The sequence below is a fragment of the Actinomadura geliboluensis genome (assembly GCF_043197915.1).
GTDB lineage: Bacteria > Actinomycetota > Actinomycetes > Streptosporangiales > Streptosporangiaceae > Spirillospora > Spirillospora geliboluensis.
This window is the reverse complement of sequence record NZ_JBICUA010000005.1, coordinates 298,485-317,691: the sequence shown is the minus strand read 5'-3', so window position 1 is coordinate 317,691 and position 19,207 is coordinate 298,485. Positions and strand designations below refer to the sequence as shown.

Sequence of the window (19,207 nt, the reverse complement as noted above, 5' to 3'; positions counted from 1 at the left end):
AACACGGCCCGGATCGTCCACCGAAAGCAGGCACTCGGCACTGCCGCCACCGCCGCATGCGCCTGCTGCGAACGCGGCAGATCCTCCGGAACTACCACGTCCGCAGCAGCCGACCAGCCGGGCTCACTTCACTGGACGGCCGTCGAGCACGCGGGCGGCGAAGGCGTCGACGGCGTTGATGACGGCGTGGAAGCGCAGCGAGTCGAAGAGGTCGAAGGCGTGCTGCCCGCCGGGCAGCTCGGCATAGAAGACCGGCTCACCGGAGACGGCGCGCAGCCGCTCGGCGAAGCGCCGGGCGTCCTCGACCGAGGCGATGACGTCGCGGTCGCCGTGCACGATGAAGAACGGCGGCGCGTCCGGCCGGACGCGGTCGATCGGCGAAGCCTGCGGATCCGTGTAGTAGGGCCCGTAGTACCCGCCCAGACCGATGACCGCCGCCACGGAGGTATCGACCTGCTCGAAACCGGGCTGGTAACCGGCCTCCCCGACAGTCAACGCGGCCATGGCTGACAGATGGGCACCGGCCGAACTGCCGGAGAGGAAGATCCGCTCGGGATCGGCGCCATAGGAGGGCCCGTGCTCGCGAACCCAGGCGATCAGCCTCTTGGCGTCCACCAGGTGGTCACGGAAGTCCGCGGCCTCGGGAAGGAGCCGGTAGTTGGCGCTGATGCACACCCATCCCTGCTCGGCCAGGTGGCGCAGCAGCGGCAACGACTGGCTGTTCTTGTGCCCGCTCTTGTAGCCACCCCCGTGCAGGTGAATCAGGACGGGCGCCCCTGTTGGCCGTGCACGGTGGCGGTAAAGGTCGAGCAGGTTGCGCTTCCCAGCCGGGCCGTACGAGAGGTTGGGAATCCGTTCCACAGCACGGTGACGGCGAAGGAAGGGACTGAACAGGACGCGTCCGTACGACGGAAGACGGCTCGCGACGGGCACCGACCCCATGGCCTCTTGGACGACCGGCAGCGCCCGGCGCCCGCGCCACGCGATCAACCCCAGGCCCGCCACGGTCACGACCACCGCGCCCATGACAACCGGCGAGTTCAGGTCACCTTGGACGAAGCAGAGAACCGTGGCGGCCAGCACCCAGGCCAATGCCGCGAACGGCAGCTCGTTGACGGCCACCCCGAGGAAGAAGGCGACCATGGCCAGCGGCCGGGGCCGGCGCGGCGCGGCCAGCGCGAAGCATGTGGGGACGGCGGCGAGGGCCAGGGTGATCAGGAATCCGTAAGGCATGGTGGTCAGCCTGGCTTCACCAGCCCGACCACCACATCCGGCGCGCGGCCGTACTCACCCCTCCGCCCGGTGAGGCCACCCCCGACTTTGGTAGGTGGCGGCGAGGGCATGTCACATCCGAGGCACCCACTTCGTCGAATGGACGAACCACACGCCAGAGGGGACGAGCAGCGATGCCCACGCAACGCGAACTGGACGAAGCCGAGCTCAAGCAGCACATCGACAAGATCATCGAAGGTCTCCGGGCGAAGGACCTCGACGCCCTGGAGAAGCTCTACACCCCCGACGTCGTCTCCTTCGACATCGAACCGCCGCTGCAACACGTGGGCGTGGCGGAGAAGCTGAAGAACTGGTTGAACGTGTTCGCCGTCTTCCAGGACGTCGACTACGAGGTCCGCGACCTGGCCCTCACCGTCGGCGACACCGTCGCCTTCGGCCACGGCTTCGGCCGCCTCAGCGGCACCCTGAAAGACGGCACGGCAACGAACGGCATGTGGGTACGCGCCACGTACTGCTTCCAGAAGATCAACGGCACCTGGCTGATCGCCCACGACCAGGTCTCCGTCCCCTTCGACATCCGGACCGGCAAGGGCCTGACCGACCTCACCCCCTGACGAGCGGACGCATTCCCTTGCCTCTATCAGCCGCTGAAGGACTCGGGGCCGAAGCGCCCCCATGCCACAAAGGCGGCCATGGCGAGGTAGACGACGTTCAGCGCGACGAATTTGTACTGCTCGTAGCGGGCGTGAGTGATCATGGCGCCGATCATGAGCAGGATCCAGCAGACGGCGGTCACCGGCACCATGACCGGTGCGATGTCGAGCGCGGCCGGGAGTGTCAGGCCGGCTGCCGCTGCTATCTCCAGGGCCCCGAGAGTTCGGACGAACCCGGTGCTCGCGTGCATCGTCCATCCCCCACCGGACTTCTCACCCAAGTCGTCCAGTTTGGCCTTGTTCATAAACGCTTTGGTGAGACCACCGGACAGGGCGACGGCGGCAAGGAGCCCGGCAACGATCCAGAGGGCGAGGTTCACGAATTTCTCCTTAAGCCATTCTCTGCTTTGCCAAATTCATTTCTGGTTCCCTCCTGAACCGGGATCTGATTTCCGCATTCGACACAAGACACCCGCAACTCGCTTTCTGTGACACCCCGGAGACATGACGTGCATCACGGATGGGCCCGACACTGGGCAGGGGGCGGACCGACACATCCCGTGCAATTGATCGCCGCCCCGCATCCGTGAGCCATTTTCAACTTCATCCGCCCTGGCGCTGAAGGGCGAGGATGGCTCGGACGATTGCGGTAAGGCGCGACGACGAGCAGCAACCCTGTCGCAGGATGCGCCGACGTTGCATGTGGCGGCGCCTTGCACAACGGTCAGCGGCGGGCGGCCCGGTGTCGAAACTGGGCGTCCGACCCTGTGAACGGGCCGACGCTCAGCCTGCTCAACCAAGCCAAGGTGGTGGCGGGGACGCCGCTCGACCAGGACCCTGGTAACGATCCCCGCATCCGTTTCTGACGGGATCCTGTCGAGAAAGGAGAGAGTGGCGTGCGACGCTGCGCTGTAGTCGCGGTAGTGCTCTTGGCTGGGGTTTCTGTCAGCTGCGGCGTAGGGAGAGGAGGACGCGGCGTGGACGAGGTGCCGGGTAACGATGAACTGCCGGTCGCACATCCGCGGATGGTCGCGGGCAAGGTCGATGGGCTGGCCGGGCAAATCAAGAAGGGGCTCGGCCTTGGCGATCCGGTCGAGAGCAAGACGGGCGGCATCAATCCACTGCCTTGCGGAAATGGGGCGGATCGCAAGGAGGTCCAGAGGACGGATCCTCCGGACACCAATCCCTACTTGCAACCTTGGTTCGTGGACTACAGCCCCTTCATGATGACGGTGAACACGTGGGTGAGCGTGCGCAGCGAGGCCGAGGCCACGGCGGCGTTGACCCGTCTCAGCGAGCGTCTTTCGGGCACGGGCTGGCGGATCACGGCGTTCAGCCGGCCTGCGGGCGGGACATGGCAGTTGCGTGTCACGGCGCCCGAGAAGGGGTACGGAGCCGTGCTCGAAGCGCCCATCGCCGGTGAAGGGACTGAGCAGCGCATTGGGCTGGACGTCTCGTCGCCGTGTTTCCGGCATCCCGATGAGGAGCGGGCTTAGCGGCTTGGCGGGTCAGGTGGTCGTGGTGAAGGGGAGGACTAGGCGGGAGGGGTGGGTGGCGTCGCGGTAGATCTTGTGGGTTACGGGGCGGCCCACCGGGAGGTGGAAGGCGTCCGGCGGGAGTAGGGCGTTGTGCGCGTCGGACAGGGGCTCGTCGTTGGAGAGTTCCGCGACCAGGCGGTGGCCGGGGCGGAACGTCGTCGCGAACGGGTAGAGGCGCAGGACGTACTCCTCGATCTTCCCTGGTTCGACGGGCACGGCGCGGGTGTGCGGGTGGTACGGGTTGCCCTCGGTGGTGCGCTCGTCCAGTTCGCGGTGGGACGCCTTGAGGTAGCCGGTCGTGATGAGCTGCCGCTTGCCGCCGGGCGCCTCGTCCCACAGGCGCAGGATGAAGTTGGTGTCGTCCTGGTCGATCTCCGCGAAGAGGTGCGCGGCGCCCGTGCCGATCAGTTCGGTGGGCTCCTCGAAGGGCTCGGTGGTCCAGGACAGGATCTCGACCTTGTCGGTGACCGTGAGCGGGGCCTGGTAGAAGCCGTCCGGGGCGGCGTGTTCGGCGCCCATGGGTTCGGGGTCGGGCGAGAGCTTGCGGCGGGGGCGCAGGTAGAGGGGCCTGTACTCGACGGGCTTGGGCGGCCACTGGTCGCCGGTGGCGTGGTGGCGGGTGCCCTCGACGAAGACGGTCACGGCGGGTTCGTCCATGACGCCGTTGTCGATGCCCTTGATCCAGTAGTCGTACCAGCGGAACATCTTGTCGTGCTCTTCGACGAAGGGGCGCGACTGCATCGGCGGGTAGGGGCCGATGTCGAGCTTCTTCGGGCCCTTGAGGGTGGTGAACAGCTCGATCGTGCCGTCCACCGTCCAGCCGCGGCCGTGGTCGATCTGCAGGTAGACGGGGATGTCGATGTTCGCGGCGAGGGTGACCGGGTTGCGCTCCTCGTACCAGTCGCCGTCGAGGTGGTTCAGCACGATGTCGAACCACGCCTCGTGGTTCTTCGGGTAGTGCAGGACGTGGACGAGGTTCGGCCAGGCGGCCACGTCCGGGTCGCGGAGCCGTTCGGCGACGCGCTCCTTGATCTCCTCGGGGGTGTGGGTCTCCAGCATGCGGGACTTGACGCGGTCGGTGAAGGCCCAGCCGGAGTCGCCGCCGCGGCCCTCGCGGGCGGCGCGGGGCATGAACCACATGACGCCGCCGTGGTAGGTGGTCTCGTAGAAGTCGTAGTGGCCGCCGCTGACGAAGATGGCCTTGAGGCTCGGTGGACGCTCGGCGGCGGCGAGGATCTGCATCGAGCCGAAGTAGGAGATGCCGATCATGCCGACGTTGCCGTCGCACCAGGGCTGCGCGGCGACCCACTCGATGAAGTCGTGGGCGTCCTGGCCTAGGGGGACTCCCCCGGCGTTGTAGTTGCCGATGTGCTCGCCCTCGGACGCGCCGGAGCCGCGCAGGTCGCCGATGACGTGGACGTAGTCCTCCTTGACGACGCGCGCGATGTCGCCCGCCTCGATGCAGCCGTCCCACATCGGGCTCGGGCGGCGCTGCGGCGGCGTGGTGAGGGCCAGTGCCTGCAGTTCCTTGCCGTACGGGCTGAGCGCCACGAGTGCCGGACGCGGCTTGTCGTCGACGCCCTGGTAGGCGTCGGCGGCGAGGGTGACGCCGTCGCGCATCGGCACGCGGAGGTCCTTGCGGACGGCGATGTCGTCCAGGCCCGCCTTGATGATGTGGAGGTCAGCCATGAGTCTCCTTGAAGCGCGTGCGGTAGCCGTGCATCGACGTGAAGAACGGCGAGGGTTCGAGGGTGGGGTCGGCGGTGTAGCCGACCTCCTGCGCCACGGGGGCGAACGGGGAGTACGCCGAGTCCGTTTCTTGAAGGCCGGCGCATAGGCAGGTGTGGGCTGCCTTGGCGACGCGGTTCTCGATGTCGAGGCTTTCGCGCAGTGCTTCCTCGGCTTGGCGGGCGTTCAGTTCGACGCCGTACGGCGTGCCGTCTGTGCGGCGGTAGGGGTGGCCCAGGTAGAGGTGCGCCGGACGTACTTCGTGGAGCAGGTACTCCAGGCTGGCGCGGTAGGCGGACGGGTCCTCGAAGCCCGGGAAGCCGTTGGCGGCGCCGTGCACCTGGACCGCGTCGCCGACGAACGCGGAGCGCTGCCCGTCGATGACGTAGGCGACCGATCCCGGAGTGTGGCCCGGGATCGAGTGGACGGAGACGGTCACGTCGCCGCCGAGGGAGATGGTCTCGCCTCCCTTGACGAGCATGGTCGGTTCCATCTCGCCGGAGATGACGGCGTTGGCGGCGGCCGTCACCTTCGTCTCGCCCTCGGGGTCGTTCAGGTACCGGCCTCGGCCGGAGAGGTACTCGTCCGCATGGGCGCGGCGCGCGCGCAGAAGCGGTGCGTCGGCTTCGTGGATGACGACCTGCGCGCGCCGTCCCGTCAGCTCCCACAGGGCGTGGGCCCCGCCGACGTGGTCGATGTGCCCGTGCGTCAGCAGGATCCAGCGGACGTCCTCGATCCTGCGGCCGAGGGCCTCCAGCGCCGGGGCCATGCCCTCGGCGGGCGAGGAGGCGATGCCGGTGTCGACGATCGCCGGCTCCGGCGCGTCGATGAAGAAGGTGTAGAGGCCGAACCGGCCCCACGGCGACACCAGGGGATGCACTTTCACGGGCATGGTTTCTCCTTCCGGGGCCGGGTCAGCGCGCAAGGAAGTCGCGGATCTCCTCGTAGGCGCGGTGGTACTCCGGGATCCACGAGAAGTGCTGGAGGAACCCGTGGCCTGCGCCGATGTAGCGGCTTACGGTCGCGGGAACGCCGGCGTCCTGAAGGCGGCGGCCGTAGAGTTCGCCCTCGTCCCGCATCGGGTCGAGTTCGCCGGTGACGACCAGCGCGGGCGGCAGCCCGGTGAGGTCGGCCCGCTTGATCGGCGAGACGCGGGGGTCGGCCGGGTCGGCGCCGCTGTCGAGGTAGAAGGCGTTGAACGGCTTCAGCCCCGCGGTTTCGAGGCCGTAGCCGACGGCGTTCTCCCGCAGCGAGGCGTAGCGGTCGACGTCGAAGTCCAGGTCGAGGGACGGGTAGAGCAGCACCTGGTGGGTGATCCGGTCGAAGCCGTCGTCGTGCGCCATGGCGGCGACGGCGGCGGCGAACGTGCCGCCGGAGCTGTCACCCGCGATCGCCAGCGTAGTGCCGTCCCAGCTCAGGGAGTCGCTGTTCTCGGCCGCCCACCGGACGGCCGCGTAGCAGTCGTCGAGCCCGGCCGGGAAGGCGTGCTCGGGCGCCCGCCGGTAGCCGACGGAGACGACCTTCAGCCCGGTCTCCTTGGCCAGGGACCGCGCGACGTGGTCGTGCGTCTCCAGGCTGCCGAGGAAGAACGCGCCGCCGTGGAAGTAGACCAGCAGGCCGTACGCGTCGGCGTCGGCCGGCGTGTAGATCCGCAGTGGCACCTCGCCGGCGGCGGTCCGCGCGGTGCGGTCCTCGACGGAGTGGAGCGGCAGGCGGTCGGCCACGGGCGGGACCTGGGCCTCCTCGCCGGCGCGCATGGCCGCCGGGACCAGCGGGCCGGGAGGCGGCGCGGGCATCTCGGCGAGGGCCTTGGCGATGTCCGGATGCAGGGGCATGGTCAGCCCTCCTGGTTCTGCGACGCGGGCTTCTGGCCGGGGAAGACGTCGTTGATCTCGTCCTCGGTCCAGCCCTGGCGCGAGATCCGCTGCAGCTCGTCGGTCACCGGCTTGCGGACGGCCTGGTACCGCGCCAGCGCCTCCGGCACCGACCCGGCCTCCTTGAGGGCGTCGGCGAGGGCGCCGGCGTCGAGGATCGCGGAGTTCGCGCCCTGCCCCTGGTGGTGCAGCATCGAGTGCGCCGCGTCGCCGACGAGGACGACGGAGTCCGAGTGCCAGGTGTCGATCGGGTCGATGTCGTAGACGGCGCGGCAGTTCACGGTGGCGAGGTCGAGGCCGCGGGTGATGTCCACGAGCCGCTCGTCGAAGCCCTCGACGCACTTCAGCAGGTCGCCGGTGGTGACCTCCGGCGCCCAAGTGCCGTCGGTGCAGAGCGCGGTGATGTCGAACGAGACCTGGCCGCGGTGGCGCAGCGGCAGCAGGTAGATCTTGGTGCCGCGGCCGATGTACATCCGGAGGTTGTCGTCGACGACCAGCCCGTGCGCGTCGTCCTGCGAGATCACGGCGCGGTAGGCGTGCTCGCCGGAGAAGACCGGCGGCTTGTTACTGAACAGCTGCTCGCGGACGACAGACTTGATGCCGTCGGCGCCGACCACGAGATCGGCGGTGGCGGTCGCGCCGTTGGCGAACGTCAGCGTGGCCCTGCCGCCCTCGTCCCGGACGGCCTCCAGCTTGTGGCCGAGCCGCACCATGCCCTCGGGGAGGACGCCGAGGAGCGCCTCGATGAAGTCGCCCCGGTGGATCAGGTGGGTCTTCTCGCCGAACGTGTCGGCCTCCGGCCACGCCTCCTTCATGATCGGCTCGGCGGTGGCGGTGAGGATCTCGAAGTAGTCGCTCGGCGAGCTGACCCGGGCGATCGCCTCGGCGATGCCCCACTCGCGGAACCGGTTCATGGTGGACGGCCGCAGGCCGATGCCGGCGCCGACCTCGCGGATCCGGCCCGCCTGCTCGTAGACGGTGACGCGGGCGCCGAGGAGGCTGAGGGCCTTGGCCGTGGCGGCGCCCCCGTACCCGGCGCCGACGACGGCGATGTCCAGGTCCTTCAGGTCTGAGGTCTTCATGGTCGTCTTACTTCCTGGAGGGGCGCAGCGGGGCGCCGAGCGTGGGAATCAGTCCTGGATCGTCAGGAATTCGGCGGGGTTGCCGACGAACAGCGCCGTGATGGCGTCCTCGGCGAGACCGGCGGCGCGCAGGTCCGGGATGAGGTCCTCGAAGATGTAGTTGACGGTGTGGCCCTTCACGCCCGGCCAGCCCAGCGGGCTGCAGTTGGCGTCGGCCGACGCGAGCGCCTTGCCGAGGTGGCCCTGGCCGATGAAGCAGAGCAGGTGGTCGAGGCGCTCCTTGCGCGGGCGGGCCCAGAACGGCGGGTCGTCGAGTTCGGTCTCGTAGCCGAAGGTGTCGAAGCCGACGCGGCCGCCCTGCTCCGCGATCCAGGTGTCGCGCGTCTTCTCGGCGTTCACGCCGTCGTCGGCGTGCCCGAACAGGACGCGGTCCAGCGGAAGCCCTTCCTCGCGGAAGATGGCGATGGCGTTCTCGGCGTCGATCGCGAGGTGGGTCAGGATCGGCACGCCCGTGCTCAGGGCGGCGCGGGCGGCGGCGCGGTAGATGCGCTTGTCGAGGTCCGTCATGCGTCCACCGCGACTCACCCCGACCTTGATAACGCCGGCGCGCGCGCCGGTGCCGCCGATGCCGACGGTGATCTCGTGGACGAACTGCCGGGTGAGGTACTCCACGCTCGCGCGGGCGAAGTGCGGCAGCGCGGTGTCGCCGCCGACGAAGCCCGTGCAGGCGACGATGTTGACGCCCGTCTTCGCCGACAGCGACCTGTAGTAGTCGACGTCACGGCCGTTGCAGATGCCGGTCGCGTCGACGAACGTCCCGCCGCCGTACTCCTGGCTGTACTCGTGGAACGCGCGCAGCTTCGGGACGGTCTCCGCGTAGCGCTCCTCGGGCGTCTTCCACCACGTGGAGTCCAGCTCGGAGCCTGGCATGCCGTACCCGATGTGCTCGTGGACGGCCACGATCCCCAGTTCTTCCGCCGGGATCGTCCCCAGGACGGTGTTCACTCTCGTCACAACACACCTCTAGAAGTTCGTGCTCGATGTTCCGGGCCGCGTCCCGCGCCGCCGGTGCGTGCGGTCAGCGCACGGCCAGCAGGTCGCGCGGGTTGCCGGCGAGGATGCGCCGGACGTCCTCATCGCCGAGGCCCTGCGCCGTGAGGAGGGGGACGAACGCCGTGAGGACGTGGCTGTACGGCAGGTCGTTGCCCGGGTGGCCCTTGGCGACGCCGACCGCGCTGCTCGACAGCAGGACGCGGTCCCCGTGCCCGGCCTTGACGAGGTCGAGCACCAGTGCGGCCCGCTCGCGGTCGGTGACGTGGGCTTCGTCCTCGACGCCGACGTTGTCGATCGCGACGTAGGCGCCGCGCCGGGCGACCTCCAGCGCGGCGCCGGCGGCGACCGCGTCCTTGCGGTCGAGGCCGCCGACGGCGACACGGTCGGCCGGGAGCTTCTCGTCCAGGACGATCTCCAGCTCGCGCACGGCGTCGGCGCCGTGGCGGAGGGACACCGGGACGCCGGTGCTCAGCGCGGTCCGCGCGGCGCCCCGGAGGAGGCTCTCGTCGGTCGCGGTCATGCCCGCGCGCGTCGCGGCCGTGGCCACGAGGCCAGCCGCGCCGCGCCGCTCGACGCGCGGGACGACCATGCCCTCGGTGACCTCCTTGGTGAAGAGGTCGGCGAACTTGTCGGCCGGCCACGGCGTCGGCGGGTTGGTCTGCGGGGTCAGGAAGTAGCCGCCGAGCATCTCCTCGGGGCCCATGCCGGTCGACGCGACGATGTGAACGCCGGTCGAGCGCGACAGGGCCTCGTACAGCCGGACGTCCCGGCCGTGGAACATGCCGGCGGCGTCGACGACCGTCCCGCCGCCGTGCGCGCGGAAGTCCGCGAGCTTCGCCGCCAGCGCCTCGAAGACCTCCGCGCGGTCGATGGTGACGTCGAACGCGTACTCCGCCCCCGGGACCACCGACAGCAGAGCCTCGTGGACGGCGACGACCCCCAGCTCGGACGCGGGGACCGACCCGAGAACCGTGGTGACGGTGCCGCTCCCGGCGGCCGTCTGCGCTCCTGTCACTGGCACTTCCTTTCGATGCCGGCGCGGTCTTGCGATGCCGGCGCGGTGTCCCGGCCGGTCGAGTGACCGCGGTCACGCCTTCAGATGTGCAGCGTGCCACTTCAGCTTACATCGTGTCAAACAAGCATCTACTGCGTAAACAATGCTGCTGACCTGTACGGAGATCACCCGGCGGCGACGAGTTCCTCGCCCGCGGCGGCCTCCTCCGCGTCGGCGCGCTTCGCGCCGAACAGGCCCGCCAGCGTCAGCACGGCCGCGGCGGCCGCGCACAGCCCGGCGACCAGGAACGCCAGGCCGTAGGCGTTCCCGAGGGACTCGAACGCCAGCGTCCGGAGGCTCTCCGGCATCGGGACGGGCGGCATGTCCGGGCCCGCGCCCGGCACCACCGGCATCGAGTTGATCGCCATCGCGCCGCCCTCGTGCGCCACGCCCCCGGCGATGCCGTTGTACGGCGGCTTCAGGCCGGACTCGCCGATCGCGGCGCCCACGCCGTCCGCCAGGGCGCCGTTGGCCCGGCTGACCGCGAACGCGGCGATGAGCACCGGCCCGAGGGCGAAGCCGAAGTCGCGCAGCAGGTTGGTGGTGGCGCTGGCCATGCCCGCGAGCCGCAGCGGGACCGTGTTGATCGCGACGGCGGTGATGGAGCCGACGGTCAGCGCGAACCCGGCGCCGAGGGCGAGCATCGGCGCGACGAACCGCGTCCAGCTCATGTCGTGGACGTCGAACGTCGAGCACCAGATCCCGGCGACGGCGATGAGCGCGAAGCCGACCGTGAGCACCCAGCGCGGCGAGAAGTTCCGGATGACGTGCGAGACGACCGGCACCAGCACGAACGCGGGCCCCTGGATGGCCAGGAACAGCAGGCCGATCTTCAGCGCGCTCTGGTGCTGGATGGCGCCGAGCCAGATGCTCATCGAGTAGCAGGTGGCGAGGAAGGCGAACATGCCGATGACCGTCGCGATCGCCACGACCGCGTAGGCCCGGTTCGCGAAGATGTCGAGGTGCAGGAGCGGGACGTCCGTCCGCAACTCGATGACGACGAACGCGCCGAGCAGCACGACGCCCGCCGCGAACGCCCCGATGATCTCGGGACGGGCGAAGCCGGCCTCCGAGCCCTGGGTGGCGGCGAACAGGATCGCGATCAGGCCGAGCGCCAGCGTGACCTGGCCCGGCAGGTCGAGCTTGCGGCCCTCCGGCGCCGCCGAGTCTGCGGCAAGCTGGGTGACGGCGATCGAGACGACCGCGGCGGCGATCACCACGAGGTACGACGTCCGCCAGTCGTGGTCGGCCGCGAGCCATCCGCCCAGCAGCGGGGAGACGGCGGCGCCGGCCGACAGGAACCCGGCCCAGGTGGCGATGGCCCGGGAGCGCGCCTCCGGCGTGGGGCTGACCGCCGCCAGCATGGCGAGCGAGATCGGGTAGAGCACCGCCGCGCCGAGCCCGGCGACGACCTGGCCCGCCCACAGGACCTGGACCGAGCCGGCGGCGTAGCAGACGACCGAGCCGCCGACGGTCAGCAGGGCGCCCGCCTGGAGCAGCCGCTTGCGGCCGAACAGGTCGCCGATCACGCCGGTGGTCAGCTCGAAGACGACCATCGGAATCGCGAAGGCGGCGGTGATCCAGGTCAGCTCGGCGCCGGTCGTGCCGAACTCCTGCTGGAAGGTGCCGTTGGGCGCGCCGGGCAGCGAGTACGCGACCTGCGCGAGGAGGACGGCGAAGCAGCCGGCGACCACCGTGGCGGTGGGGCCGTGCTTGCGCGCAGCGGTCTGTGACATGGGGTTTCTTCCTCGTCGATGCCGGGGCGGCGGGTCGCCGCCGCGCGGGGCCGGCCCGCCCGTTGTGAGCCCGGTCACCCGTTGGACGTGCAAGGTGTCACATCACTTAACATCACGTCAAGTGTCTGACCAGCACGTATCCCGAATGCTCGGCGAGTACGGAGACCGGCCGGGGTGCTCTACGCTTTCCGCATGGCAAGGCTTCGTGAGGCGCAGAAGGAGATGACGCGCAAGCTCCTGCTGGACGCCGGCCTGGAGCTGTTCGTGTCGAAGGGCTACACGGCGACGACGGTCGACGACATCGCGTCGGCGGCGGGGACGACGCGGGTGACCTTCTACGCGTACTTCCCGTCGAAGGTCGACCTGATGAAGGCGCTCATCTCCGAGCGGCTCAACGCCGCGCTCGACCGGGTCCCGTCCGCCGAGCACGGCTCGACCGAGCGGGAGCTGGTCGCCGTGGTCGAGGACGGCTCGCGCGAGCGGCTCCGCGCCTGGCTCGCCGCGACCTCGCGGCGCTGGGACGCGATCCGCCCCTACACCACGACCGCGTTCGAGGCCGCCGCCGGCGACCCCGAGATCCGCGCGCTGTTCGAGGAGTGGCTGCACGAGGCCATGAGCGACATCGAGGACGGCCTCGACCGCGCCGACCGGTTCCCGGCCGGCACCCGGCGGTTCCGCAGCGTCATCGCGATCACCGAACTCGACCATGTCGCGCGGCACTGGACCCCCGGGCACTGGGGCGTCGACCACGACGCGATGCTGGACGTCCTCACCGAGAGCTGGTTCGGCACGATCGGCCGCCGCTGACGGCCGCGCCCGGGACCCGCGCGCTCAGGGCCGCGCCGCGTCGAACAGGATCTGGCGGAGCCACGCGATGAAGCGGTGGTCGCCGAGGTGCGGGTTCCAGACCATGTCGATGCCGAGCCCGGGGAGCGGGAACGGGAACTCCTCGATCCGCAGGTCGACGAGCGTCCGCATCTCGGCGGCGACCCGGTGGCGCAGCAGGGCGACCCCGCCGGCGCGTCCGACCAGGTACGGGACGAGCAGGAAGTCGGAGCTCAGCCGGCCGACGCGGTAGCCGATCCCCTTCTCGTCGAGCACCGAGTACGGGAAGACGCGCCGCTCGGTGTCCACGACGACGTGCGGCTGCGTCGTCAGCAGTTCGAGGGCGCTCGCCTCGGGCGGCGTGTCGGCCCCGGCCACCACCACGATGCGGTCGTCGTAGAGGCGCTCCCTCGGGAACGGCGACGCGTGCCCCTCGGAGATGAGCACGACGTCGACGCCGTGCTCGGTGAAGGTCGCCTCGGTCGGGACGGTGATGGTGCGCAGGCGCAACGTCGCGTTGGGGGCTCGCTCCGCGACGAGCCGCGCCAGCCGCGCGCCCAGCACGAACGCCGTGCTGGTCGTCATCGCGACGGTGACGACGCGGCGGTCCGTCGCCGGGTCGAAGGCGGGGAACCGGACCACGTCCGCGGCCTGCTGGAGCGTCGCCCGCAGCGGCGCGATCAGCTCCATTGCGCGCGGGGTCAGCGCGGTCTCGTTCCCCTGCCGGACGAGGAGGTCGTCGCCGAACAGGCGGCGCATACGGCCCAGCGCGTGGCTCATCGCCGACTGGGAGAGGCCGACGCGCTCGGCGGCCCTGGTCACCGAGCGCTCCTCCAGCACGGCGAGCAGCGGCACCAGCAGGTTGAGGTTGACCGACGCCAGCCGGTCCAGCCCCGACCCCGCGGTGCCCGCCCCCTCGTCGCTCATCGCGACGAACTCTACGCGGCGGCCCGGCTCACCCGGCGGAGCCGGGGGATCGGGACGCGCCGGTTCAGCGCGACGGCCGTGCCGGTCCCGTCCGCGTGGGACCAGCGCATCAGGGCCGGTTCGCCGGGGCCTCCCTCGATGTAGGCGGGTTCTCCGTCCACCGGGAGGCGGCCGACGGCCTTGAGGGTGAGCCCGAACTGCTCGGTCCAGAAGTACGGCTGGAAGTTGAGCGGCGGTGCGTCGTCCCCTCTCAGGAGGGCGGCTGCGGCGACCTTCGCCTGCTCGATCGCACTGCTCCACAGCGGGTCGCGGCGCGGGCCTTGCGGCGTCGGGAACGCCGCCAGGTCGCCGACCGCCGCGATGTTGGGACGCACGAGCCCGCGCGAGTCGACCCGAAGGACTCCCTTCTCCCCCAGCCCGGAGCCCGCGAGCCATTCCGTGTTGGGCACATCGCCCACGGCAGACACGACCAGCCCGCTCGGGAGGACAGTGCCGTCGTCCAGGACGACCCGGACGTCTCCCCCATGCCGCTCGATACGGGCGGCGTCGGTCTCCACGACGGTCAGCCCGCGCTCCAGGGCCGCCTTGCCGAAGACACCGGCCAGGTACGGCCCGAGATGCGCGATCAGCGGGACGCCCTGGGACACGAGCGTGACCGGGCAGCCCGCCGCAAGGCATGCCGAGGCGATCTCCATGCCGAGCGGGCCGCCGCCGACCACGACCACCGGCGGCCGTCCGGCGAGCCGACCGCGCAGCGCCAGCGCGTCGTCCAGCCCGCGCAGGGTCAACTCCTCGGGGTGGTCGGACAGCCGCCGCGCCCGCGACCCGGTCGCGATCACCAGCCGGTCATACGGCAGGACGGTGCCGTCGGCCAGGCCGACGAGCCGGTGTTCCGCATCGAGCCCCGAAGCCCGCACGCCGAGCAGCTCGGTCGCCCCGTGCGCGGCCGGCGGCAGCTCGTGCGACGCCGTGTCGTCGCGGTCGAGCAGCAGCGCCTTCGACAGCGCCGGACGGCTGTAGGCCGCGTGCGGCTCGTCCCCGACGATGGTCAGCTCGCCGTCGAAGCCGCTGTCCCGCAGGGTGTCCGCCGCGGTGCGGCCGGCGATGCCGTTGCCGACGACGACGATGCGCTTGACGGGGATGCTCATGCCAGGCGCAGCGCCGCGACCGGGCAGACCCGGACGGCGGCGGCGGCCTGAGGCGCGTCGGCGTCGCCGACCTCCTCGCGATCGAGGACGAGTTCGCCGTCGTCGTCGAGGTGCATCAGCTCCGGCGCGGCCTCCTCGCAGAGGCCGTGGCCCTCGCAGCGGGCGCGATCGATCAGGATCTTCATGCGGGGACCACTTCCAGGACGGGGAGCTCCTCGATGCTCCGGGTGATGTTGCTCGGCACGCGCACCTCGGGCCCGGTGACGAGCCGCTCGACGCGGCGCGCCAGGGACGCGATGACGGCGTGCGCCTCCAGCCGGGCGAGGCCCTGGCCGGCGCAGCCGTGCGGGCCGTAGCCGAAGGACAGGTGGTCGACCGGGTTGCGCTCGACCAGGAACGCGTCGGGGTTCGCGAAGTGGCGCGGGTCCCGGTTGCCGGCGCCGAACAGGATCGCGACCTTCGCCCCTTCCGGGACGACGGCGCCGTCGATCTCGACGTCCCGGGTCGTCCGGCGGCCCCAGGCGTGGAGGGGAGCCCAGTAGCGGAGCACCTCGTTGAACGCGGCCGGGACCAGCGACGGGTCCTCGCGGACGAGCGCGAGCTGGCCGGGGTGCGCGGCGAAGAGCGCGACGAGGTTCCCGATGGACGCGATGGTGGTGTCCACGCCGGCGCCGAGGTACTGGTGGATGATGTGCCCGGCCGTGCCCGGCGGGATGTCGCCGCGTGCCTCGGCCTCGAAGATCCCGCGTCCGACCGAGCCGGGCGCGAGGTCGTCGGCGGTGACGGTCGAGCACCACCCGTACAGTTCCCCCGCGATCGGGAAGTTCTCCGCCGTGCGCCGGTTCATCGGCCCGATCACCTGCATCGCGGCCTGCCCCCAGCGCAGCATGCTGGCGCGGACGTGCCCGGTGAACCCGATGAGGTCGGCGACGATCTCCAGCGGGAGGGCACGGGCGAGCGCGTCGATGGCCTCGAACGAGCCCTCGGCGACGAGCTTCTCGACGAGCGCGTCCGCCTTGGCCTCGATGCCGCCCTTGAGCCCGCGCAGCGCGCGCGGCGACAGGTTCGCGGTGAGGGTCGCGCGCAGTTGCGTGTGCACCGGCGGGTCCGAGGCGAGGGACGTGCCGGTCAGCGCCTCGTTGACGGCCGGGTTGAAGCCGATGGCCCCGGCGGAGGAGAAGGTCTCCCAGTCGCCCAAGGCGCCGCGGATGGCGTCGTACCTGGTGAGCGCATAGACGTCGTTCGCCGGGAGATGGACGACGGCGCCGAGATCGCGCAGCGCCGCATACGACGGGTACGGGGCGACGAGCAGCGCGTCGTCGAACAGGTCGAGGTCGGAGACGGGCGGGGCTGAGTCGGGCATCGGTTCACCTCGGGGTCGGTCGTCGGTGCCTCAGTGAAGCCATCGGACCGGTCATCGGGCAAACACATGTTCGTCATGGCCGCGCATGAATGCCATGCATGACCCGAGGCGGTCAGCTCGCCCTGTGCCCGGCGTCCCGGACGATCTGCTGGATGACGGTGACGGCGCGGGCCAGGTGCGGTTCCGTGCGGTCGGTGCGGTGGGCGATCGCGAGCTCGACGTCCACGGCGGGCCGCACCAGCGGGCGGAAGGTGACGCCGTCCAGGGCGAGGACGGTCACCGGCTCCGGGACGACGGCCGCGCCGAGACCGCCCGCGACGAGGGTGACCAGCGTGGACGTCTCGCCGACCTCGTGGCGGATCCGGGGCTCCACGCCCGCGTCGCGCAGGAGGCCGAGCACGACGTCGTACATCACCGAGCGGCGGTCGGCGGAGTGCACGATGAGGTCGGCGTCCGCCAGGTCGGCGACCCCGACCTGCCGCAGGGCGGCCAAGGGGTGGTCGTCCGGGAGGGCGACGACGAGCCGGTCCCGGCGCAGCGGCAGGACGGTGAGCGACAGGTCCGCGATCGGGGGCCGCAGCAGCGCCACGTCGATCTCGCCGGCCCGCAGCGCCGCGGCCTGGTCGGGCACCAGCATCTCGCCGCGGAAGGAGAAGTCGACGCCGGGCAGCTCCCGGCGGAGGCCGCGGGACAGCGCGGGCAGCAGGCTGTAGGTCGCCGAGCCCACGCAGCCGAGCGCCAGGTGGCCGACCGCGCCCGCCGCGACCCGGCGGGCCTCGTGCGCGGCCTCGTCCACCTCGCCGAGGATCCGCCTCGCCCGCGCGAGGTAGCCGCGGCCCGCGTCGGTGAGGTCGACCTTGCGCGTCGTCCGGTGGAGCAGGTCGACGCCGAGCTCGCTCTCCAGCCTGCGGATCGCCTGCGACAGCGGCGGCTGGGCCATGTTGAGCCGCTCGGCGGCGCGCCCGAAGTGGAGTTCCTCGGCGACGGCGACGAAGTACCGCAGGTGACGAAGATCCATATGCAGAACGTCTCAATCGAAGCGAATATTGATACTTCACTGTATCAAGTGAGGTCATTAGCCTCGATGGCATGAGCTCCTATCTCTACTCGGCCGTCCGGACGCCGTTCGGCCGGTTCAACGGCGCACTCGCGGGCGTCCGGCCGGACGACCTCGCGGCCGGCGTCCTCACCGCGCTGCTGGACCGGGCGCCCCGGCTGGACCCGGCCGCCGTCGGCGAGGTCGTCTGGGGCAACGCGAACGGCGCCGGCGAGGAGAACCGCAACGTCGGCCGGATGGCCGCGCTGCTCGCCGGGCTGCCGACCAGCGTGCCCGGCACGACCGTCAACCGGCTGTGCGGCTCCAGCCTCGACGCCGCGATGATCGCGTCCCGGACGATCGAGTCCGGCGACGCGGACGTGGTCGTCGCGGGCGGCGTCGAGTCGATGACCCGCGCGCCCTGGGTGCTGCCGAAGCCCGCGAAGGGCTTCCCGCCCGGCGACCTCGCCGCGGTCTCGACCACGCTCGGCTGGCGGCTGGTGAACCCGCGCATGCCGAAGGAGTGGACGGTCTCGCTCGGCGAGGCGAACGAGGGGCTCCGCGAGCGGTACGGCGTCGGCCGGGAGCGGCAGGACGCGTTCGCGCTGCGCTCGCACCGGCTCGCGGCGGCGGCCTGGGACGAGGGCTTCTACGACGACCTGGTCGTCCCCGCCGGCGACCTGAAGCGGGACGAGGGCATCCGCGCCGACTCGACGGCGGAGAAGCTCGCCGGGCTCAAGCCGAGCTTCCGCGCCGACGGCACCATCACCGCGGGCAACGCCTCGCCGCTGAGCGACGGCGCCGCCGCCCTGCTGCTCGGCTCCGCCGGCGCCGCCGACCGGATCGGCCTCGACCCGCTCGCGCGCGTCGCCGGGCGCGGCGCGTTCGCGCTCGACCCGCAGGACTTCGGCTACGCCCCGGTCGAGGCGGCGAACCGCGCCCTCGCGCGCGCCGGGATCGGCTGGGACCAGGTCGGCGCGGTCGAGCTGAACGAGGCGTTCGCCGTGCAGTCGCTGATCTGCGTCGACGCCTGGGGCGTCGACCCGGAGATCGTCAACACGCGGGGCGGCGCGATCGCGATCGGCCACCCGCTGGGCGCCAGCGGCGCCCGCGTCCTCGGCACGCTCGCGAAGGTGCTCCGGGAGCGCCGCGAGCGCTGGGGCGTCGCCGCCATCTGCATCGGCGTCGGGCAGGGCCTGGCCGTCGTCCTGGAGAACACGGACACGGAGACCACGGGCACGGAGAACACGGAGGTCGGAGCGTGAGCCGGGCGGAGATCCTGGAGAGCGTCGACGAGGCCGTGCGCGGCATCGCGGACGGCAGCACCGTGCTCGTCGGCGGCTTCGGCTTCGCCGGCATGCCGTTCGACCTCATCGACGGGCTGATCCGGCAGGGCGCGACGGACCTCACCATCGTGTCCAACAACGCCGGGAACGGGGACGTCGGGCTCGCCGCACTGCTCAAGGCGGGCCGCGTCCGCAAGGTGATCTGCTCGTTCCCCCGGCAGAGCGACTCCCACGTCTTCGACGAGCTGTACCGGGCCGGGCGGATCGACCTGGAGATCGTGCCGCAGGGCAACCTCGCCGAGCGGATGCGCGCGGCCGGCGCGGGCATCGGCGCCTTCTACTGCCCGACCGGCGTCGGCACCCCGCTCGCCGAGGGCAAGGAGACCCGGACGATCGACGGGCGCGAGTACGTCCTGGAGTACCCGATCAAGGGCGATGTGGCGCTGATCAGCGCGCACCGCGCCGACGGGATGGGCAACCTCGTCTACCGCAAGACCGCCCGCAACTTCGGCCCCGTCATGGCGACGGCCGCGACCACCACCATCGCGCAGGTGGGCGGCGTCGTCGCCACGGGCGAACTCGACCCGGAGGCGGTCGTCACCCCCGGCATCTACGTCGACCGCGTCGTGCGGGTCGAGGACCGGCACTACACCGTCCAGGGAGCGCGCTGA

19 protein-coding genes are annotated in these 19,207 nt (G+C 71.3%); 5 read left to right on the top strand and 14 right to left on the bottom strand.

The window, feature by feature from the left end:
• Nucleotides 1-123: 123 nt before the first annotated feature.
• The gene (locus ACGFI1_RS19040) at nucleotides 124-1,143 is read right to left on the bottom strand and encodes an alpha/beta hydrolase (RefSeq protein WP_392786710.1); all 1,020 of its coding nucleotides are present in this window, start codon (nucleotides 1,141-1,143) and stop codon (nucleotides 124-126) included.
• A gap of 263 nt (nucleotides 1,144-1,406) precedes the next feature.
• On the opposite strand from ACGFI1_RS19040, the gene ACGFI1_RS19035 reads away from it, so the two are divergent.
• On the top strand, nucleotides 1,407-1,847 hold the full coding sequence (locus ACGFI1_RS19035; RefSeq protein WP_392786708.1) for a YybH family protein: 441 nt from the start codon (nucleotides 1,407-1,409) through the stop codon (nucleotides 1,845-1,847).
• A 26-nt stretch (nucleotides 1,848-1,873) separates the two neighbouring features.
• On the opposite strand, the gene ACGFI1_RS19030 is transcribed toward ACGFI1_RS19035, so the two are convergent.
• Nucleotides 1,874-2,266, bottom strand: a complete 393-nt coding sequence (locus ACGFI1_RS19030) for a DoxX family protein (RefSeq protein ID WP_392786705.1) — start codon at nucleotides 2,264-2,266, stop codon at nucleotides 1,874-1,876.
• A 597-nt stretch (nucleotides 2,267-2,863) separates the two neighbouring features.
• On the opposite strand from ACGFI1_RS19030, the gene ACGFI1_RS19025 reads away from it, so the two are divergent.
• Nucleotides 2,864-3,382: a hypothetical protein gene (locus ACGFI1_RS19025; RefSeq protein WP_386870554.1), complete on the top strand. Its 519-nt coding sequence runs from the start codon at nucleotides 2,864-2,866 to the stop codon at nucleotides 3,380-3,382.
• A gap of 12 nt (nucleotides 3,383-3,394) precedes the next feature.
• Here ACGFI1_RS19025 and ACGFI1_RS19020 read toward each other — a convergent pair whose 3' ends face one another.
• The 7 genes from ACGFI1_RS19020 to ACGFI1_RS18990 form a co-directional block, all read right to left on the bottom strand.
• Nucleotides 3,395-5,113, bottom strand: a complete 1,719-nt coding sequence (locus ACGFI1_RS19020; RefSeq protein WP_392786703.1) for a CocE/NonD family hydrolase — start codon at nucleotides 5,111-5,113, stop codon at nucleotides 3,395-3,397.
• Entirely contained in the window at nucleotides 5,106-6,044 is a 939-nt protein-coding gene (locus ACGFI1_RS19015; protein ID WP_392786701.1) for an MBL fold metallo-hydrolase, read from the bottom strand. The genes ACGFI1_RS19020 and ACGFI1_RS19015 overlap by 8 nt, the downstream gene beginning before the upstream one ends.
• A gap of 22 nt (nucleotides 6,045-6,066) precedes the next feature.
• Nucleotides 6,067-6,987, bottom strand: coding sequence for an alpha/beta hydrolase (locus ACGFI1_RS19010; RefSeq protein WP_392786699.1), 921 nt, complete (start codon nucleotides 6,985-6,987; stop codon nucleotides 6,067-6,069).
• 2 nt (nucleotides 6,988-6,989) lie between these two features.
• The gene (locus ACGFI1_RS19005) at nucleotides 6,990-8,108 is read right to left on the bottom strand and encodes an FAD-dependent oxidoreductase (RefSeq protein ID WP_392786698.1); all 1,119 of its coding nucleotides are present in this window, start codon (nucleotides 8,106-8,108) and stop codon (nucleotides 6,990-6,992) included.
• Between the two features lie 48 nt (nucleotides 8,109-8,156).
• Complete coding sequence (locus tag ACGFI1_RS19000; RefSeq protein WP_392786696.1) at nucleotides 8,157-9,122, bottom strand: phosphotriesterase family protein; 966 nt, start codon at nucleotides 9,120-9,122, stop codon at nucleotides 8,157-8,159.
• Nucleotides 9,123-9,186: 64 nt separating this feature from the next.
• The gene (locus ACGFI1_RS18995) at nucleotides 9,187-10,176 is read right to left on the bottom strand and encodes a phosphotriesterase family protein (RefSeq protein ID WP_392786694.1); all 990 of its coding nucleotides are present in this window, start codon (nucleotides 10,174-10,176) and stop codon (nucleotides 9,187-9,189) included.
• 164 nt (nucleotides 10,177-10,340) lie between these two features.
• On the bottom strand, nucleotides 10,341-11,951 hold the full coding sequence (locus ACGFI1_RS18990) for an MFS transporter (RefSeq protein ID WP_392786692.1): 1,611 nt from the start codon (nucleotides 11,949-11,951) through the stop codon (nucleotides 10,341-10,343).
• Between the two features lie 192 nt (nucleotides 11,952-12,143).
• On the opposite strand from ACGFI1_RS18990, the gene ACGFI1_RS18985 reads away from it, so the two are divergent.
• Entirely contained in the window at nucleotides 12,144-12,758 is a 615-nt protein-coding gene (locus tag ACGFI1_RS18985; protein WP_387071112.1) for a TetR/AcrR family transcriptional regulator, read from the top strand.
• Nucleotides 12,759-12,782: 24 nt separating this feature from the next.
• On the opposite strand, the gene ACGFI1_RS18980 is transcribed toward ACGFI1_RS18985, so the two are convergent.
• From ACGFI1_RS18980 to ACGFI1_RS18960, 5 genes are all read right to left on the bottom strand, one after another.
• A complete protein-coding gene (locus tag ACGFI1_RS18980; RefSeq protein ID WP_392739679.1) occupies nucleotides 12,783-13,703 on the bottom strand; it encodes a LysR family transcriptional regulator in 921 nt (306 codons plus the stop codon).
• Nucleotides 13,704-13,714: 11 nt separating this feature from the next.
• On the bottom strand, nucleotides 13,715-14,851 hold the full coding sequence (locus ACGFI1_RS18975) for an NAD(P)/FAD-dependent oxidoreductase (protein ID WP_392786690.1): 1,137 nt from the start codon (nucleotides 14,849-14,851) through the stop codon (nucleotides 13,715-13,717).
• Nucleotides 14,848-15,036, bottom strand: coding sequence for a ferredoxin (locus ACGFI1_RS18970; RefSeq protein ID WP_387071107.1), 189 nt, complete (start codon nucleotides 15,034-15,036; stop codon nucleotides 14,848-14,850). Before ACGFI1_RS18970 ends, ACGFI1_RS18975 begins: the two co-directional genes overlap by 4 nt.
• Nucleotides 15,033-16,214, bottom strand: a complete 1,182-nt coding sequence (locus tag ACGFI1_RS18965) for a cytochrome P450 (RefSeq protein ID WP_392786688.1) — start codon at nucleotides 16,212-16,214, stop codon at nucleotides 15,033-15,035. Before ACGFI1_RS18965 ends, ACGFI1_RS18970 begins: the two co-directional genes overlap by 4 nt.
• 112 nt (nucleotides 16,215-16,326) lie before the next feature.
• Complete coding sequence (locus ACGFI1_RS18960; protein ID WP_392786686.1) at nucleotides 16,327-17,232, bottom strand: LysR substrate-binding domain-containing protein; 906 nt, start codon at nucleotides 17,230-17,232, stop codon at nucleotides 16,327-16,329.
• 71 nt (nucleotides 17,233-17,303) lie between these two features.
• Between ACGFI1_RS18960 and ACGFI1_RS18955 the strand changes: the two genes are divergently transcribed.
• Nucleotides 17,304-18,515 carry a thiolase family protein gene (locus tag ACGFI1_RS18955; RefSeq protein WP_392786684.1) on the top strand — a complete coding sequence of 404 codons (1,212 nt, stop codon included), beginning with the start codon at nucleotides 17,304-17,306 and terminating at the stop codon, nucleotides 18,513-18,515.
• Nucleotides 18,512-19,207 (top strand): 3-oxoacid CoA-transferase subunit A, encoded by a 696-nt coding sequence (locus tag ACGFI1_RS18950; RefSeq protein WP_138639655.1) that lies wholly within the window; start codon nucleotides 18,512-18,514, stop codon nucleotides 19,205-19,207. The genes ACGFI1_RS18955 and ACGFI1_RS18950 overlap by 4 nt, the downstream gene beginning before the upstream one ends.

Excerpts from the sequence above, each read along its gene's own strand:
- ACGFI1_RS19040 (WP_392786710.1), bottom strand. The coding sequence starts at position 1,143 with ATGGTCGCCTTCTTCCTCGGGGTGGCCGTCAACGAGCTGCCGTTCGCG.
- ACGFI1_RS19015 (WP_392786701.1), bottom strand. The coding sequence starts at position 6,044 with ATGCCCGTGAAAGTGCATCCCCTGGTGTCGCCGTGGGGCCGGTTCGGC.
- ACGFI1_RS18970 (WP_387071107.1), bottom strand. The coding sequence starts at position 15,036 with ATGAAGATCCTGATCGATCGCGCCCGCTGCGAGGGCCACGGCCTCTGC.
- ACGFI1_RS18960 (WP_392786686.1), bottom strand. The coding sequence starts at position 17,232 with ATGGATCTTCGTCACCTGCGGTACTTCGTCGCCGTCGCCGAGGAACTC.
- ACGFI1_RS19005 (WP_392786698.1), bottom strand. The coding sequence starts at position 8,108 with ATGAAGACCTCAGACCTGAAGGACCTGGACATCGCCGTCGTCGGCGCC.
- ACGFI1_RS18965 (WP_392786688.1), bottom strand. The coding sequence starts at position 16,214 with ATGCCCGACTCAGCCCCGCCCGTCTCCGACCTCGACCTGTTCGACGAC.
- ACGFI1_RS19010 (WP_392786699.1), bottom strand. The coding sequence starts at position 6,987 with ATGCCCCTGCATCCGGACATCGCCAAGGCCCTCGCCGAGATGCCCGCG.
- ACGFI1_RS18985 (WP_387071112.1), top strand. The coding sequence starts at position 12,144 with ATGGCAAGGCTTCGTGAGGCGCAGAAGGAGATGACGCGCAAGCTCCTG.
- ACGFI1_RS18955 (WP_392786684.1), top strand. The coding sequence starts at position 17,304 with ATGAGCTCCTATCTCTACTCGGCCGTCCGGACGCCGTTCGGCCGGTTC.
- ACGFI1_RS19035 (WP_392786708.1), top strand. The coding sequence starts at position 1,407 with ATGCCCACGCAACGCGAACTGGACGAAGCCGAGCTCAAGCAGCACATC.
- ACGFI1_RS18980 (WP_392739679.1), bottom strand. The coding sequence starts at position 13,703 with ATGAGCGACGAGGGGGCGGGCACCGCGGGGTCGGGGCTGGACCGGCTG.
- ACGFI1_RS18990 (WP_392786692.1), bottom strand. The coding sequence starts at position 11,951 with ATGTCACAGACCGCTGCGCGCAAGCACGGCCCCACCGCCACGGTGGTC.
- ACGFI1_RS18975 (WP_392786690.1), bottom strand. The coding sequence starts at position 14,851 with ATGAGCATCCCCGTCAAGCGCATCGTCGTCGTCGGCAACGGCATCGCC.
- ACGFI1_RS19020 (WP_392786703.1), bottom strand. The coding sequence starts at position 5,113 with ATGGCTGACCTCCACATCATCAAGGCGGGCCTGGACGACATCGCCGTC.